This is a genomic window from Paenibacillus sp. FSL H8-0548 (assembly GCF_038630985.1).
In the GTDB taxonomy this organism is placed as follows: domain Bacteria; phylum Bacillota; class Bacilli; order Paenibacillales; family Paenibacillaceae; genus Pristimantibacillus.
In genome coordinates, this window is sequence record NZ_CP152049.1 from 2,406,477 (window position 1) to 2,422,707 (window position 16,231).

Genomic DNA, 16,231 nt, shown 5'->3' on the forward strand with positions numbered 1-16,231 from the left:
TCATAAGTGGATTGATGAATACATCGAATATATGCTCGTTGTGTAGATAGTTTGGGGCGGCTTCCCCGCAAAGATGTCATCTTCCCAGGCTATGGCGCTTCGTCTAAGAGGTGGGTCTCACGATTTCGCAATTGCTGAGCCTCGGGCGCAGCTGATCGAACATGATCAATTCTGATTGTTATCTACTGATCAAGACTAGGATGTGAATTGGGCAAATGAGCAAAGCAAGAAATAAGAACAAAGGATTGATTTACTGGAAAAACTTAAGCCTTGTGCTGTTGATTACTTGTGTTCCTGTCGCTCTAATTAGTATCGTCCTATATTATATGGGAACGGATCAAATTGAAGTGGAAGTAAATAAAACTCATCAGAATCAGCTTGCGCAATCAATTGAGCATATGGAGGATTATTTAACTAATCTAGAGCATACGGTTGTGCGCCTCGCATTTGATCGTAGTATGGATGAAAGCTTGAAGAAGATGGATTTTATAATGGAATTTCAAAAAACGAATGAAATAATGAAATCGCTTACGTTAATGAAGGAATCCAATTTTCTGATTGGCAGCGTTGACTTATATTTACGTGATGCGAACAAGCTGATAGGAGATGAATCCGGATTTCAGACGATTGAGAGTAAAGAGGACCAGAAGCTGTTGAGTCAGTTATTGGACAAAGAGCGTTCTATTTATTGGGATTACTCTTTAAGAAAAGCAGGTGTGCCGAATAAATGGTATAAGGGTGTTGTAATCAAGCTTCCAGGTGGACAGCTATTTGATTCATATGGTGCATTCATTATTTATTTAGATCAAATCAAGCTCAATAATATGGTGCAAAAGCTCGTCTCTGGAGAAGGGGTTGCTTTTTTAATTAATGAAAAAGGTGAATATTTAACGACACCGAGCGGTGATGGGATGAGCCCAAATGAGAATGAGCTTAGTTTGGAGGATGCGTTAAAAAGCAGAATTACTAAAGAAAACTTAAATGACAATACATTTAAATACAATTGGCAGCAGCAAGACTATGCTGTATCTTATGGTGAAATATCAAAGTTTGGCGGGAAATGGACATTCGTATCTGCGACCCCACTGTCACAAATTGTAGCACCGGTTACTTCCTTATCGCGATTAATTTTATGGATTAGCATAATAGGCATGAGCATTGGTCTATTGCTATCATGGTTTGCATCCAACAAAATTTATGATCCGATTTATCGATTGAAAAAAATGTTTGAATCCTCTAAAAATCATAAAATTGATGAGAAAAATGAGATTATCTATATTGAGAATCAGTGGAATCAGCATTTGATTACGCAGAAGGCTTTGTCAGTGAAGTTAGAACAATCGATCCCGATGCTGCGTGAAAGTATGCTGTTGCAATTTTTGCAAGGCCATCTTTATACTCATACGGAAGCGGAGCTTATTGAAAAAATAAAACAGCTTGGCTGGGATGTGGAAAACAAAAAATTCGCAGTTATGGTCACGCAGCTTCATGGTTTATCCGAGCTAGGGAGCAAGTATTCTGAGCGCGATTCACAGCTTATTACGTTTGCCGCTTCCAATATCATTCTTGAGCTTAGCTCAGAGAAGTTTGATAAGGTACATGTTATTAATTTTCAAAAATTGTCTTTAGGAGTGTTTTTTGTTCTGGATAGAACGAGCACCAATGAGGAGATTAAAACAGTTCTTAATAAGCTTGCTCACGATTATATTGCGGCAGTGAATAATATGCTGCGAATGAAGCTAACTATCGTTACCAGCAAAGTATCCGATACGCTGGTAGATATGCCAAATGTGTTGGAGCAAACACGTAAAGCGCTTCGTTTCAGAGATTTGCATACGTCCAATCAGATGCTGGACATGAATCAATTTATGATAGGAAACACATCTCCGAAGCAATTTCCTTCTGAATTGGAAAGGGAAATCGTACATGCTGTAAGTATTGGGCTTGAGGATGAGGCTATAAGCTTGATTAGGATGTTTATGGTTGAACTGCAAAGCAACAATGGTACGGAGTTGATGGTGCATCAAGGAATGATGAAGCTGCTCGGTACGATTCACGACACGATTATTAAGCATGATGTGAATTTATATGTGCTATACGAAGGAACCCATCTTTACGAGCAATTGATGTTATTATCTGAGCCTGAGCAAATCATAGAATGGTTTCGCAAAGAATTGATTAGTCCATTCATTAGAACGTTGTCGATAAGCTATGACGGTCATTTGCGGGAAGTGATTGATAAGCTGCTTGTACAAATTAAACAGGAAATACTTATGGACGTTTCATTGGAGAAGTATGCTGATCAATTGCAGATGAATTCATCCAAGCTAAGCAAAGTGTTCAGACAGATACATGGAAGTAATTTTATCGATACGCTTATTCGCTTGCGGATTGAGAAGTGCAAGGAGCTGCTGTTAACTACAGATATGAAAATAAATGAAATCGCTGAGCTGCTTAATTATCAGCCGTCTTATTTAATTCGAATGTTTAAGAAAAGTGAAGGAATTACACCGAGACAGTATCGCGAGAAGCATGCATAAAAACGATAAACCGAAAGACCCGCGTACCTTATCGGATCGCGGTTTTTTTGTGTTTCAATGATCTGAAAACCTTCTAAAGCCTTGTCACTGCAGGTTTTTTGATCCTCATCAAAAAAAGACTAGTGCCGGAAATTTTAGAAACAGATAGCAATAATTTGTTATTATTGTGCTCTTATTTCATTCTGTCTAAAGTTAGCGTATGAGTTAGCCGCAACTGCAGCAAACGATTAACTATGACGAAAGGAGCAAGCGTTTATGGATGTTCAGGTAAAGAGTAAAAGTAAAACCTCGGTGTGGGCTGAACTTAAGCGAGATAGATTTTTATATCTTCTCGTATTGCCGGGAGTTCTGTACTTCCTTATTTTCAAATACTACCCTATGTGGGGCATCATCATTGCTTTTCAAGATTTTTCTCCTTATTTAGGGGTATGGAAAAGCAGCTGGGTAGGCATGGAGCATTTCGTAAGATTTTTTACGAACCCAAGCTTTTACTTATTGTTTCGCAACACAATGATGATCAGCTTGTTAAATCTCATTTTTTTCTTTCCATTGCCCATTATATTATCGTTATCCATGAACGAGGTTAGCAGCAAAGCATTTAAGAGAGTAATCCAATCAGTCGTTTATTTACCGCATTTTTTATCATGGGTCATTATCGCTGGAATTACCTTTCTTCTATTGTCGCAAACGAATGGCATCATTAATTTAATGCTGGAATTTATGGGATTTCCGAAAATCGCATTTTTAACTAGTGAAAACTTATTTTGGGGGTTGTTGACTGGTCAAAATATTTGGAAAGAGACGGGCTGGGGAACTATTATTTTTCTGGCAGCTATTACAGGTATTGATTCACAGCTGTATGAAGCCGCGAAGATTGATGGAGCTAGTCGGATTCGTCAAATGTGGCATGTAACGCTGCCGGGCATTCGCAATGTCATTATTATTTTATTAATTCTCCGTCTAGGAAACATTATGGATGTCGGCTTCGAGCAAGTATTTCTAATGGCCAATGGTGCGGTTGCGAACGCAGCAGACGTCTTTGAAACGTATGTGTATCGCAATGGTATTCAGCAGGGTCAATTCAGTTATACAACAGCTGTCGGATTGTTTAAGTCGGTTATTGGCTTGACATTGGTTGTCGGTGCGAACTGGTTGGCCAAACGCTTTGGTGAGGAAGGAGTTTATTAAACGGAGTTCATTTGTAATCTTATCTTCGTAAAGGAGTCATTCTCATGAGAGAAAGCTTGGGCGATCGCTTATTTAATATAATCAATATCATTTTATTGGTTATAATCGGTCTTATTACGTTGTTTCCACTTTATTATGTATTTGTCGTTTCGTTCACAGATCCTAGTGAATATATCGAAAAAAATGGCTTCGTGCTATTTCCAGAAAAATGGAGCCTTGGCTCCTACGAATATTTAATGTCGACCTCGGCCTTTATACGTGCAACTGGTATCAGCGCTTTTCTGGCAACGGTTGGCACTATGCTGAGCTTAATAGTAACCTCTGCTTTTTCTTTCGGTCTTTCACGCAAACGGCTGCGTGGTCGCAGAATAATCATGATTATGGTTTTGTTCACGATTCTGTTCAATCCTGGTATTATTCCATCGTACTTGCTGGTGCGTGATGTCGGATTAATTAACAGTGTGTGGGCGTTGATCATTCCAGTACTAACAAGCGGTTGGTATGTCATTTTAATGAAAAGCTTCTTTGACAGCATTCCAGTTGAGCTGGAAGAGGCGGCGATGATCGATGGCGGCAATGATTTAAGTATTTTTTTCAAAATTATTTTACCCTTGTCGTCTGCTTCGCTGGCAGCCTTTGGTTTGTTTTACGCTGTGGCGTACTGGAATACATTTTTTAGCGCAGTACTATATATTACTGATTTCACGAAAGTGCCCCTTCAGATTGTACTGCGCAATATGCTAATTGATTCCGATACTGCAGTAGGCGGCGCGTCAGCTATGGAAATGTCATCCGACAAGCAGCTGCCGACACAAACGATTAAAATGGCTGCGGTTGTCATTTCAACATTGCCTATTTTGATGGTGTATCCGTTTTTACAAAAGCATTTTGCAAAAGGTGTTTTGTTAGGCTCAGTTAAAGGATAATGGTCATTTATAAAATGTAGAGGAGATAACCAAACATGAAAACATTTACTGATTTAAACCGTTCATGGTGTATTGAAAAGATCGAGCAAGTGCAAATGAAAGGGGAACGTCCTAGACAAGCGGGCTGTAATGCCAGATTAGGTGTGCATGGCAAGGAGGTCAGCTTTCCATTAGTACGCATAACTATTGGTGGAATTTCGGGCTACAGCTGGTCCCGCATCTCTCGCGAAGCAGCAGAAGCATTGATCGGTACACCTGTTGGCGAAATCTTTTGTGAGGAGCAATGGATTAAGGATCGCTTTCAAGCTATTCAATTTCCGCTGTTTGAATGGCTGGCGATTGTTAGAGGTATTCCGGTATATGAGCTGTTAAGCGGACAGCAGACACCACTTCAAGCAGCTTGCTATGATACGTCTTTATATTTTGATGATCTTCATTTGAGCTCTGAGGGCGATGCGGTGAAGCTGCTGCAGGAAGAAGCGATGGAGGGCTATAATAAAGGATTTCGTGGATTTAAAATAAAAGTAGGTCGGGGCGCCATGCATATGGACCTGATGGAAGGAACGAAGCGGGATATTGCTATCGTTAACGGTATCCGTGAGGCGGTAGGTCCTGATTGCAATATTTCGATTGATGCCAATAACGGATACAATCTGAACTTGACTAAGCATGTATTGAAGGAAACGAAGCACTCTAACTTGTTGTGGATTGAGGAAGCATTTCATGAAGATGATCAATTGTACCGTCAATTAAAAATATGGATGGCTGAGGAAAACATTAATGTTCTCATTACTGATGGTGAAGGCTGGGCTGCGCAGCCGATTGTAGAATGGGCGGAGCAAGGCTTGATTGATGCGATTCAGTATGATTTGAAGGATTATGGTATTGTGAACTGGCTCAAGCTGGCGAAGCGGCTCGCTAGCAGCAATGTGAAAGCGGCACCACATAACTATGGCGGCTTCTATGGCAACTTTGCTTCAGCGCAGGTATATCCAGCTATCGAAGGCTTTATGTTTGTTGAGTGGGATGAAGCACAAATTCCAGGCATCGATACATCAGGCTATACAATTAAGGATGGCAAGGTTTTGGTGCCGAATACACCGGGCTTTGGTTTACACATAGATGAGAGCAACTATGATCGCAAGGTTCGTGACAATGGCTGGTCGGTATAGCAGATCGATAGGCACATCTGCTGTTATGGCAACTAACATTTGAATGGGAGATGACATTATTATGAAATTTAATAAAGCTAGGTTATCCAAAAACCGCTTGTATCTGTTAGTTTATACACTACTGGTACTATCATTGCTTATAACTGCATGCTCTGCGTCTACTCCAACCGGTACAGCATCGGCTACGGATATAAAAATTATGGTAGATTATACAATTGCTCAGCCTCCTGCACCAGATAATCTGGTTCATAAGGAGTTCGAGAAAAGGACGAATACGAAACTAACGATTACTTGGGTGGCTGGTGGAGATTATTCAGACCGTGTCAATGTCGCATTGGCTGCAGGTGACATGGCTGATTTAATTAAAATTCCGAACGTTACTACTCCGTTATTTCGTCAAATGGTGAAGCAGGGAGCGTTCTGGGATTTAACACCCTATATCGGAGATTATCCGAATTTAATGGCAATGGATGCGAAGATCTGGAACAATACGAAAATCGATGGGAAATCGTATGGCGTTCCAGCTGGTCGTCCGATGGACGGCGGCGGATTCGTCTCCATACGAAAGGATTGGTTAGAGAAGCTTGGACTCCAGATGCCGACCGATATGGATGAGCTTTATGTTGTATTGAAGGCCTTCAAGGATAATGCGCCAGACGGCAAAAAGGATACGGTAGGTTACAACATGCGGGATTCGCGTGTGATCGAAGAAATATTTACAGGAACAGCAGGCAGATGGAAAGAAATTGACGGCAAGCTGGTCAATATGACGCTGGAGCCGGAGATGAGAGATGCGCTAGTTTATTTGAACAAGCTGTATAAAGAAGGTTTAATTCCAGAGGACTTCCCAGTTATGAAAGAAAATCAATATTGGGAGCTTGCTACAAGCGGCAGAGCTGGGGTAACCTCGGAAACACCTGAAGCACTTTTCCGTTATACGATGGATCAATGGAAGAAAGATCCCGAAGTCGATTGGACACCTATGCTTTCCTTGGCACCTAAAGCTGGCGGTAAGCAATACGTTACACAAAGCACAGGATATAATGGAATACTTGCCATTCCAAAAACGGTATCCGAACAAAAAATGAAAGCTGTTTTGAAATTTATTGATTATGGCTCAGGTGGTGAAGGACTGAATTTGACGCTGTATGGTATTGAGGATGTTCACTATACGGAGGAAGATGGACTGAAAATGGCTACTGATAAAGCTGTGGCGGACAGTGTAGGGACTGGAGCATGGGGGAAAATGTTCAGTACTACAGTGCTTGATCTATGGCAGTACGCAGCAGGTATGCCAAAGGAGATTTATCAGCGTAATATGGAAATCGCTGAAGAGAAATCTAAATTTTCAACGGGTGACCCTGCAATTGGACTAGTATCAGAGACTGAAATCAAGCTAGGCTCTGACTACTCGAAAAAAATTGCTGATATGAAAGTGCAGACGATTATTGGTAAAACAACGTTAGCAGAGTGGGATCAATACGTGGAGAGTTTGAAAACAGATGCTAATTATTCAAAGATTACTGAAGAAATCAATGAGGAGTACAGTAAGCGGAAAGCACTAGAGTAACACAAAAGCATGTCCATAAAGTTTTAGGAGAAAGCTGATCCTGTTGGATCGGCTTTTTTTTTGCCGCATATTGCCAAGCAAACGAGTAAGTCGCTTAAAATGTGCATAAGGATAAATTCTCCATCATCTTTGAACCTAAAACGAAGATCCTTTTTAATTTAGAAAGTAAATATTTGTGATTTGTAGTGCAAATAGATCACTTGTTTTTCGGATAATACTCTAAATTACGACAAATGAAGTGCTTAAATTATAAAATGTGATAATATATTAATGAGACTAAATTCCTATCTCGGAATTGTTGAAAAGAGTGATATCGTCAAAAAAAATTTGTAAGTTGATAGGGATATCCGCAGGGTGAAAGGATATTAAAATATTTGATTGTTCTAATATACAAAATGCTCTGATTAGGAAGAGAAAAAAATTGGAGGGACAGTTGTGGAAAAATTAGATTATTATTTAGAAAAGATCAAAATATTTGAAGAAAGAGAAGATAAGATTTTTAAAAAGCAAGTAGACATAAAAAAGCAATATAAGGATTTGCAACATAGGGAGGAACAAAACAATACGATAAGTTCGACTTTAGAAACTTTGAAACAAGCATTGCATGGTTCAAAAGATGGTCGAAATACATATATGGTTAATGAAATTGCAGCTCAGTATGAGAATAAATTAAGAGAAACCAATATTCAACTAGAGGATCATACAGATCTGAATGATAAGATCATAGTACATAAGTCTTTGATGGTTAAAAGGGATGAGCTGGAAAATAAACGAACCGCACTATCTGAGCAAGAGAGTAAAATATTATCTGAACAGGCGGACCATCGTGAACGAAATGAATTTGGAGAGAGTTATTACGAGCAGCTCGATCAAATCAAAGGTGATGCTTCTGAATTCGAGGCCCAAAAAGCTATTATTATTTCAAATGCACATGAAGAACAGATTCTTGCATCATTAGATTTGAAAATTAAGAAAACAAATATATCTGAACGTTTTCAAAACCTATGTAATGCAATGAAAAGCGAGTTTGGCGAACGTGTAACGGAGCTGTGGAACCCAAATTTGCTGGCTGATGTACCTACTGAATCGAAATATTACATAGAATCGGATGAAATAATTCAACATGCAAGTGAACAAATCAATCAATTAGATGAGCTTTTAAATGTGATGAGCGATAATAAAGTTGATACGAAAATGAGCTCTCAAGGGTGGTCTGATGTCAAAAAAGTAGGCAAGCCGTTTTTAATTATTGGAGGAGTGTTGGCTTTACTAGGAATTGCATTTGGTGCCTTTTGGACCGTTCTTACTGCATTGGTGTACGTGCTTATGCTTGCACTCTATATTGCCCCCATCCTTGTAATAGTATTGCTCTTTGGAAGAGGCCTCAAAATAGCTGCTATTGCTGGAATTGTTACCGCATGCATTTCATGGCCTTTGACAGGTCTTATTGATAATTGGGCGGATCATACATGGTATAAAGCTCAAGAGGCCTTCTTAACTTTTGGGTCGGTATTCTCATCACCAATATTTTGGATCGCAATAGCCATTATCGTCCTATTCATTGTTAGCTGGTTTATTTTATTAAAAACAAAGTCTAAGCGTCTATATTATCAAGCAAAAAAAATGGCTGATGAAAAGTTTGAATCTATTTGCCAAGATGAATTGTTCTTGCGTGCCATGCGTGTCGATTATGATCTGCGTGAACGTATGAATGATGTTAACAAACAAATTGTCCAATTTTATTATGAGCAGCACCCGATGCTTGATTCAGCACAGCAAATGACAATGGATGAAATTGGGCAAAAGACATGGAATGACAAGATGGCTACTCTCATGGCACGTTATTCAACTGCTATTTTATTCGATGCAAATTGTATAAAAGTGAGAAAATATCAAATTAAGCCAGAGTTTGATAAAGTCAACGAAGAAATAACAGCTTTGAGCAATGAAGCGAATTTGTTGGTAGAAGACATACGGACGGTTAACCAATCTATGAATATAAAAATTGGTCAGCAATTATTAGTTAAAGCCAAGGGGAGTCATGAAGCTCAATCAGAAATTAAATCTGGAATAAAAGAGGGAATTACTGATTCTATCGAGCGTCTGGCCAAGATCAAAGGTTTGTTGGATATGGAGTATAAGTCCAATAAAGAAACCATGGATCATACCAAATCGCAGTTGGAGATGGATAGAGAGCTGTGCTTCAAAGAATTGGAAATATTGTTTGATTTAGAAGTGAATCCATTTAAAAATGATGGACAAATGCCAAGTAAGCTTGTACTTGGTTTGAAGAAGGATCGGAAATCGGATATTCCCCGCAGTAAGGATGATTTTTGGTTGATCGATGTACCAAAGGAACGACCAATTATATTTGTCTATAATAAAACAAAGCTAAATCAGAAATTGGCGGAGAGACCGCATGGTGCTCAAAAAGTTATCGAAAAATTTATTAAGATGGTAGCGGATAGTTTTACGCGGGAAATTCCTGCTTATTTAATCGATCAAACGTTATTTGTACCAGAAAAATCAGAAGACCACGATAGATATGAAGCATACAATAAAAAGCTGACCTATTCTTATAAATTTCATAATCGCGAAAATGTGAACCTTAAAGCAGATTATTTATTTAATTATGAAAATTCGTATAAACTGCAAAATGAAAATAAAAAATGGAGCAATGAAGCCATTCTAGAAAGTGATGGTGATGTAAGAAAACTTAGAAAAGCTTTGCAAGAAACGTCAAATAAACGTTCCATTATATACGCAGTTTGGGATAAAGCTAAGGATGACAAGTATTTCAGTAACTTAGAAACTGCAGGGACAGTTTACGACTCTGTTGCCTTATATACCTTTATGGATGTCTCACTGTATGAGACCCTCAAAAAAGATAATAGCCTTCAAAATTTTGCTGAAGTTGTATATGAGCTGGACGCAGCAAATTATACGGAGCTTGATCTTATTCAAGTGAAGGATACGAGCATCACGGTTAATATTGATACAGATTATAGCATTATAAAAAATAATGAAAGTGATACGGATTCGGATAATCGAACTGAGCCTCAGTTTTCAGAACTACTTAGAGAATATAAATTAATCCATGCATAGAAAGTGAGGATATCGCGGTGAGCAGTATACTATCGTACCTTCGTTTACAAAGAGATAATGAAGAAACATTTTTGACAAACTATCTTGAAGACCTGCAAGATACGAGTTCATTTGAATCAGAAACTGAGTTCGATATTTGTCCTGAGCCGGTTGAGTGGATAGATGATTTTAGAAATGAACAGAGTCTTGTCAGTCCCGAGAAAAAACAATTGATTAAAGAAAAATTCAAACGATGTAAATATGATAGCAAACAAATGGAAAAAGAGACCATACAACCACTGAGTTACTATTGGAGTGGATCAACGGCGGATGGAATCAATCTAAGACCGGGAGAAACGTATAGGCCGCGGACAAGTATAGATAATGCGATTATCCCTCATAAGGAAGTGAAAGGGATTTACTCGCCAGTTCCGTTAAATGATGTCGCTGTGCATGGTTTGATTGGCGGTCGTACGGGTTCCGGTAAGTCGGTATTTTTAAATAATTTGATTCTCAATTTGATGACGGAATATGCTCCATGGGAGCTTGAGTTATATTTAGCGGATTTCAAAAAGGTTGAGCTAAGTCGTTATGCTTCGAACGTTAACCATATCGCACCACACATTGTTGCTTGTGCAGCTACAAGTAATATTGATTATGTTTTATCTTTGCTTGATCATATCGTGAAAAGCATGAAAGCACGCGAGAAATTATTCCAAAAGTTAAGCATTACACACATTAAAAGTTTCCGTAAAGAGTTTAATGTGGTGTTACCCCGCATATTGCTTGTTGTTGATGAATTCCAACAAATGTTTTTGGAATCTTCCGGGAAACAAACGATGAGAATTCAAGAAATGTTGACAGCCATTACAAAGTTAGGTCGTGCTACAGGAGTGCATTTGTTGTTTGCAAGTCAAGAGATGAGCGGTACGTTGTCAGGTAATGTACTTAGTAATTTTAAAGCACGCTTTGCGTTGCCTTGCGACAATGGTACCTCATCATCTTTGATTGGAAATACAGCTGCTGGTGCATTAAATGGAAAAGGGGTTGTCATTGCTAATCTTGATGGCGGAGATGCTAATAGCAATATCTATTATAAGGTGCCTCTTGTGCGAGACGATGATGTTCGAATTGATGATACGTTATCGGAATGGCAAAGTCTGTCTGAATTCGACGAGGCATTGTCGCGTTTGGCGCATCTTGGACAAGGTTGGCTGATGGAGGATCAATCTGGAAATTACTTTCCGCATAATAAACCGATGAAATATTTCGATGAAGATGCTGTACGTCAGTGGAAACAGAATAAGGATGATATAGAATCTGATTTTAGCAAGAGTATTATCGCCGAGTACCGAAATGAACAATATAAGACTTTTACAAAAACATACATAGAGAAAGATGCTACACTGCTCGAATCATTAGTGCTAGGGGATCCTGTTCTCTATACGCGCAAGAAAAACGATGTGCAGACCTGTTTCTTGACGAAAGGTGCACGTCGCCATATTGCTATCGCAGCAACATCACCAACCAATGCAGCTTACATCGAAAAACTAATGTTGGAAAATTTGATTAACTCACATCAAACATACTTTCATATTGTCGTTGATTTTAATCCGATTTTGACAGGCGTTTATGATTTAAAAGAAGATGTGGACAAGAAATATTTAGTTGATGATTGTCAACCGACTGCGCTTGAGCTAAATCGATTACAGGACAGCATTTTTACAGATGTTTTTTTTGGCTCGAAATTATTAGAACTTTTTGAAATAGATGAGTTTTTTAAAATGAAAGATAGGGACATGTTTCAAACCATAATTGACGATCTGATGAATAGTCTTACTTACTTATCTTTAGTAGCTGCTTCACCAGATCTGCATAGTGAATTGTCAGAAAAACTCAATGCCATTGGATATTCAGAACAGATCATTTCTGATTGGAAGGATATAGAGAGGAAGTTGGGGTTAGAAAACAAAATTAACTATAAAAGGGCATACGAGCTTTTATTGAGAATATGCGGTGAAGAGAAAGCCTTCGATAATGAGGTCATGCGGATGACTCCTAAAGCATTTGCAAACAGTGTATTGGATTTAGAAATATTCACTGGGGAGAACGATGAAATAAAAGAATTAAAGAGAACTAAACTTCTAGAAGGCATCGTGTATGCCTTTCAAGGAGCGGTCCCAGATCATGTTCAATGTGACCAGGACGTGCAGGATACAATTGAAGGATTAAAGCTTGGTGAAGACAATTTAGAATTTTATACGCGTTCTTCGATAGAACCATCTATTATCATCTGGTATCGTGGTATTGAAAGTGCGGATAAGGCTGCGATTAAAGTTATTGATGATGCGTTGAAAAATTTGTTTGCTAAACGGGATGATATTATTTGTATTTTGACTTCAATTACTGCAGGTCAAGATACTACTACGTTTGATACACTTTTGAAAAATTATACAAATTTGCGGTTTTGTAAGTCATCTATCGAAAAAGTGTACAACGTCGTTGGAATGGACTATTCAAAGCAACAAAACGATGAGTCACCGATGTTTGACTTTAAAGTTGTTAACGCAAACATACAGCGTTCATTTAAACGGTTTGATACGGAATTAAAACATGAGAAAATGCATGAAATCGACTGGGATCTATTGTAGTTTGTTGAATATAAGGAAGAGGTGTAAAGGATGAATGTTCCATTTGGACAGCTTGGTTCTTACGATGCCAACTATTATTATGTAGGATCTGCTTTTCATTACGAGCAGCTTTCTCTAGATCAATATGAAGGGTGGAAGTCCTTTTTTATTGATGATAACGATGCAATAGTAAAACTACCAGTTACACAGCAGTTAAGCTCGAAAAAGTTGATTTATGAACCTAAATGGGAAACGCGAGGCGAGGAAAAGTTATTTTTTATTCGCTCGATCATTGATTTTGATCACATTGGTGATAAGGAGTTAAGCCAGTTTATTGCTGTTTCAATTGGGATGGATGTAGACTCGCTTTTTGATTTGCTGCGAAAAGAAGCGATCGTTAATGAAGAACAAGAGAAACGATTTCATATCGAAATGTGGAGGCGTTTGTTAAGTGCCGTTCAGCAGCATTACATTGTCATTGATTATGTTTCTGATTTAGTTGATCGAATTGTTGATCCGGCCACTATGGATAGCAAATTTGAAGAACAAGCGTTAACCGAAATTAAGGATATTGAGTCTAGTCGTTATTTCACCATCGGATCTATTGATATGGAACGCAGACAAATTATGTTAGGCAATCGTGATTTATTTGCTCTGGATCAAGAGAATGCTTCTGAGTATGCTGAATTCTGGTATATTCTACGGCAGCAATTATGCTCGTATAACGATTTATTGATAATTACTGAAAACGAACCAAGTGTCCAGGCAACATTGCACAAATTCGCTGACTCCCGTCTATTATACTCTTGGGATAAATCAATATTGGAAACTGCGCGAATGCCTGTAACTCTTGTACCACAGGGTTATTTAGAAGTTCATGATGAAGATCAAATTTGGGTGTTGAAACATGCAGGAGAGCAAATACGAATAAATACGATTGAGCATCTATACTGGGCATACGCTCATCCGTTATTGAGGGTTCATCAAGTTTATGAGAGGATTCTTAGAGATACAGGCTATGATGCAGTTGAATTAGCGTCGCATATGTTGGAAAATGTCCCGATCTTAATCAATGAAGGAGAACGATTATTGTACATAGATGAAGCTATTCGTCATGTTCGGTCGTATTCGGAATTATTGGATGAGAATGAACAGCTAAAGCTAAAAGTAGAAGAAGTGCGAAATGATACTAAGGGTCCATCGAATAGTTCGCTCGAACAAGCATCTGATTCTGACGAACAAAACACGGGTGAGAATTAATGCTGCCACCATCAACGCTGGGGAACGTACAATTAAATAATGAAACTGGTATAAATCATAGCTGGCATAAAAAAATAATAGATAAGAAAAATGAATTTCGTAAGCGTTTTGAACAATGTGATTTAGATGATCCCAAAGTAGAGAGACGGGTTGGTGTTGTCGTTGCCGCATCCAAGGTTGCCTTTTCTATGACGACAGGACTCGCTATACCACCAGTTATTCCAGTTGGTGAAATAGCGAAAGATACGTTGAAAGGGACGCAAACCTTCTTAGTATCAATGAGTCAATCTGAACAATCGGGTGATCGTTGGTTGAAAAGGGTGAACAATGCAAGTAAAGAGGCTTGGAATGAAATGAATAAAGATGGCTGGAAAAAAAACGTAATGAGATACGCAGGGGCGGGAGCAAAAGGCTTAATAGCAGAAACTATATTTGATTCATTGGTTAGCAGCATAGAACCTTTTGTTGATCCGGTTCTAGAGGGAGTTCAATCTATTTCGGAGCCTCTGATCAGCAGAGCGGCAACTATTATCGAACCCGTTGTGATTGGAGCGAGGTCCATTACGGAACCAGCGATCAATCAGATACGGTCCATTACGGAACCAGCGATCAATCAGATACAGTCCATTACGGAACCAGCGATCAATCAGATACGTTCCATTATGGAACCAGGGATCAACCAAATACGTTCCATTACGGAACCAATGATGAACGAAATAGAAGCTAATCTTTCCGCATTAACTAATGGTGATTCTGTCATCATTCCATCTGTCCAACCATTGGCTGCTTTTACAAAAGAGATTCTAACTGACAGGCTGGAAAACCTTTTATTTAATAGGGAAGCAGCAGCAGCAGCCGACACAGATAGTGCTACCACGACCATAGATAACGGATTGTCAGAAAATGAACCTTCAATACCTACTGCAGTGGAATCTAGCAGCGAAGTAAATAATCATTCAGAGATACCTGAGCAATTGAATTCCAATGTAGTACAACCATCGGTTATTGATTCTAGTTTAACTGGACAGCAGACATTACATACTTTCAGGGGGAATAATAATACTATGCATGAATCTAAACGTGATTATACCGTATTAAATAGTCCTGTTTTCAGCGACGGAGCCCTCTATGATGAGGACGTTATTCAAGTAATTAAAAAACTGGAAGAAAGTATAACTGTAACGAATGATGCCGTCCATAAATTTATTGATAAATCAAAAGAAATGGTGGCCACAAAGGGTGGTCAGTTTATCAAAGATTGGGCCATTTTAATCAAGGAATCCTATAATGAAAGAGTTGGGCTTTTACATAAAGATTTCGATGATTGGGGCAACGACTATCGTGAATATCTAAATAGATATCACGAAGAAGAGGCTGAGAGAGATGAGCATGATGAGCTGATTAGAAATACGATTTCTGCCTTTGATCATTTGATGCCCTATAACAGCGATATTCCGGACGGACCCGCAAGCAAGCTGCGCGAAGAGGAAGAAAAGGAATTAATATCAGAGGATTTGAAGAAAGCTGCTAACATTTGTGCGAATGCGAACGAAGAGTTATATAACATGTTGTTGGATTTTGTACAGAATAGAGAGATTGAATGTATATCTTATGGAGTTTGTAATTTTGCAGTACCTTATATGTATTCAGTGGACGCATTGGTTGAAGAATTATTCGATATATCAAGTGAAGGACAGATGAAACGGCAAGAAAGAAGCGATGATGCAAAAAAATCAGCATTAGCGGCAGCAGATGCTCGTATAGCTACTACAGCGAAGGAGCAGCTGGAACGCTCAAATAAGACAAAAGCAGCTTGGAGCATCTTAGGTCAAAAAAAGAAATAAGTATTGCTGTACTTAAA

9 protein-coding genes are annotated in these 16,231 nt (G+C 38.7%); all 9 read left to right on the forward strand.

Going from position 1 to position 16,231, the window contains the following annotated elements:
- The first annotated feature begins 215 nt into the window (after positions 1-215).
- Positions 216-2,540: a helix-turn-helix domain-containing protein gene (locus MHI37_RS10155; RefSeq protein WP_076334863.1), complete on the forward strand. Its 2,325-nt coding sequence runs from the start codon at positions 216-218 to the stop codon at positions 2,538-2,540.
- A gap of 255 nt (positions 2,541-2,795) precedes the next feature.
- Positions 2,796-3,728, forward strand: a complete 933-nt coding sequence (locus MHI37_RS10160; RefSeq protein ID WP_076334864.1) for an ABC transporter permease subunit — start codon at positions 2,796-2,798, stop codon at positions 3,726-3,728.
- A gap of 44 nt (positions 3,729-3,772) precedes the next feature.
- The gene (locus tag MHI37_RS10165; RefSeq protein ID WP_076334865.1) at positions 3,773-4,654 is read left to right on the forward strand and encodes a carbohydrate ABC transporter permease; all 882 of its coding nucleotides are present in this window, start codon (positions 3,773-3,775) and stop codon (positions 4,652-4,654) included.
- A gap of 35 nt (positions 4,655-4,689) precedes the next feature.
- Positions 4,690-5,826, forward strand: a complete 1,137-nt coding sequence (locus tag MHI37_RS10170) for an enolase C-terminal domain-like protein (protein ID WP_076334866.1) — start codon at positions 4,690-4,692, stop codon at positions 5,824-5,826.
- Positions 5,827-5,887: 61 nt separating this feature from the next.
- The gene (locus MHI37_RS10175) at positions 5,888-7,396 is read left to right on the forward strand and encodes an extracellular solute-binding protein (protein ID WP_076334867.1); all 1,509 of its coding nucleotides are present in this window, start codon (positions 5,888-5,890) and stop codon (positions 7,394-7,396) included.
- A 435-nt stretch (positions 7,397-7,831) separates the two neighbouring features.
- The gene (locus tag MHI37_RS10180) at positions 7,832-10,501 is read left to right on the forward strand and encodes a hypothetical protein (RefSeq protein ID WP_076334868.1); all 2,670 of its coding nucleotides are present in this window, start codon (positions 7,832-7,834) and stop codon (positions 10,499-10,501) included.
- 17 nt (positions 10,502-10,518) lie between these two features.
- Positions 10,519-13,131, forward strand: a complete 2,613-nt coding sequence (locus MHI37_RS10185; protein ID WP_144023586.1) for an FtsK/SpoIIIE domain-containing protein — start codon at positions 10,519-10,521, stop codon at positions 13,129-13,131.
- Positions 13,132-13,161: 30 nt separating this feature from the next.
- Positions 13,162-14,370 carry a hypothetical protein gene (locus MHI37_RS10190; RefSeq protein ID WP_076334870.1) on the forward strand — a complete coding sequence of 403 codons (1,209 nt, stop codon included), beginning with the start codon at positions 13,162-13,164 and terminating at the stop codon, positions 14,368-14,370.
- Positions 14,370-16,214: a hypothetical protein gene (locus MHI37_RS10195; RefSeq protein ID WP_076334871.1), complete on the forward strand. Its 1,845-nt coding sequence runs from the start codon at positions 14,370-14,372 to the stop codon at positions 16,212-16,214. The genes MHI37_RS10190 and MHI37_RS10195 overlap by 1 nt, the downstream gene beginning before the upstream one ends.
- The last annotated feature ends 17 nt before the right edge of the window (positions 16,215-16,231 follow it).

Bases quoted from the DNA above. Each gene is read 5' to 3' on its own strand.
- MHI37_RS10155 (WP_076334863.1), top strand. From the start codon at position 216: ATGAGCAAAGCAAGAAATAAGAACAAAGGATTGATTTACTGGAAAAAC.
- MHI37_RS10160 (WP_076334864.1), top strand. From the start codon at position 2,796: ATGGATGTTCAGGTAAAGAGTAAAAGTAAAACCTCGGTGTGGGCTGAA.
- MHI37_RS10165 (WP_076334865.1), top strand. From the start codon at position 3,773: ATGAGAGAAAGCTTGGGCGATCGCTTATTTAATATAATCAATATCATT.
- MHI37_RS10170 (WP_076334866.1), top strand. From the start codon at position 4,690: ATGAAAACATTTACTGATTTAAACCGTTCATGGTGTATTGAAAAGATC.
- MHI37_RS10175 (WP_076334867.1), top strand. From the start codon at position 5,888: ATGAAATTTAATAAAGCTAGGTTATCCAAAAACCGCTTGTATCTGTTA.
- MHI37_RS10190 (WP_076334870.1), top strand. From the start codon at position 13,162: ATGAATGTTCCATTTGGACAGCTTGGTTCTTACGATGCCAACTATTAT.
- MHI37_RS10195 (WP_076334871.1), top strand. From the start codon at position 14,370: ATGCTGCCACCATCAACGCTGGGGAACGTACAATTAAATAATGAAACT.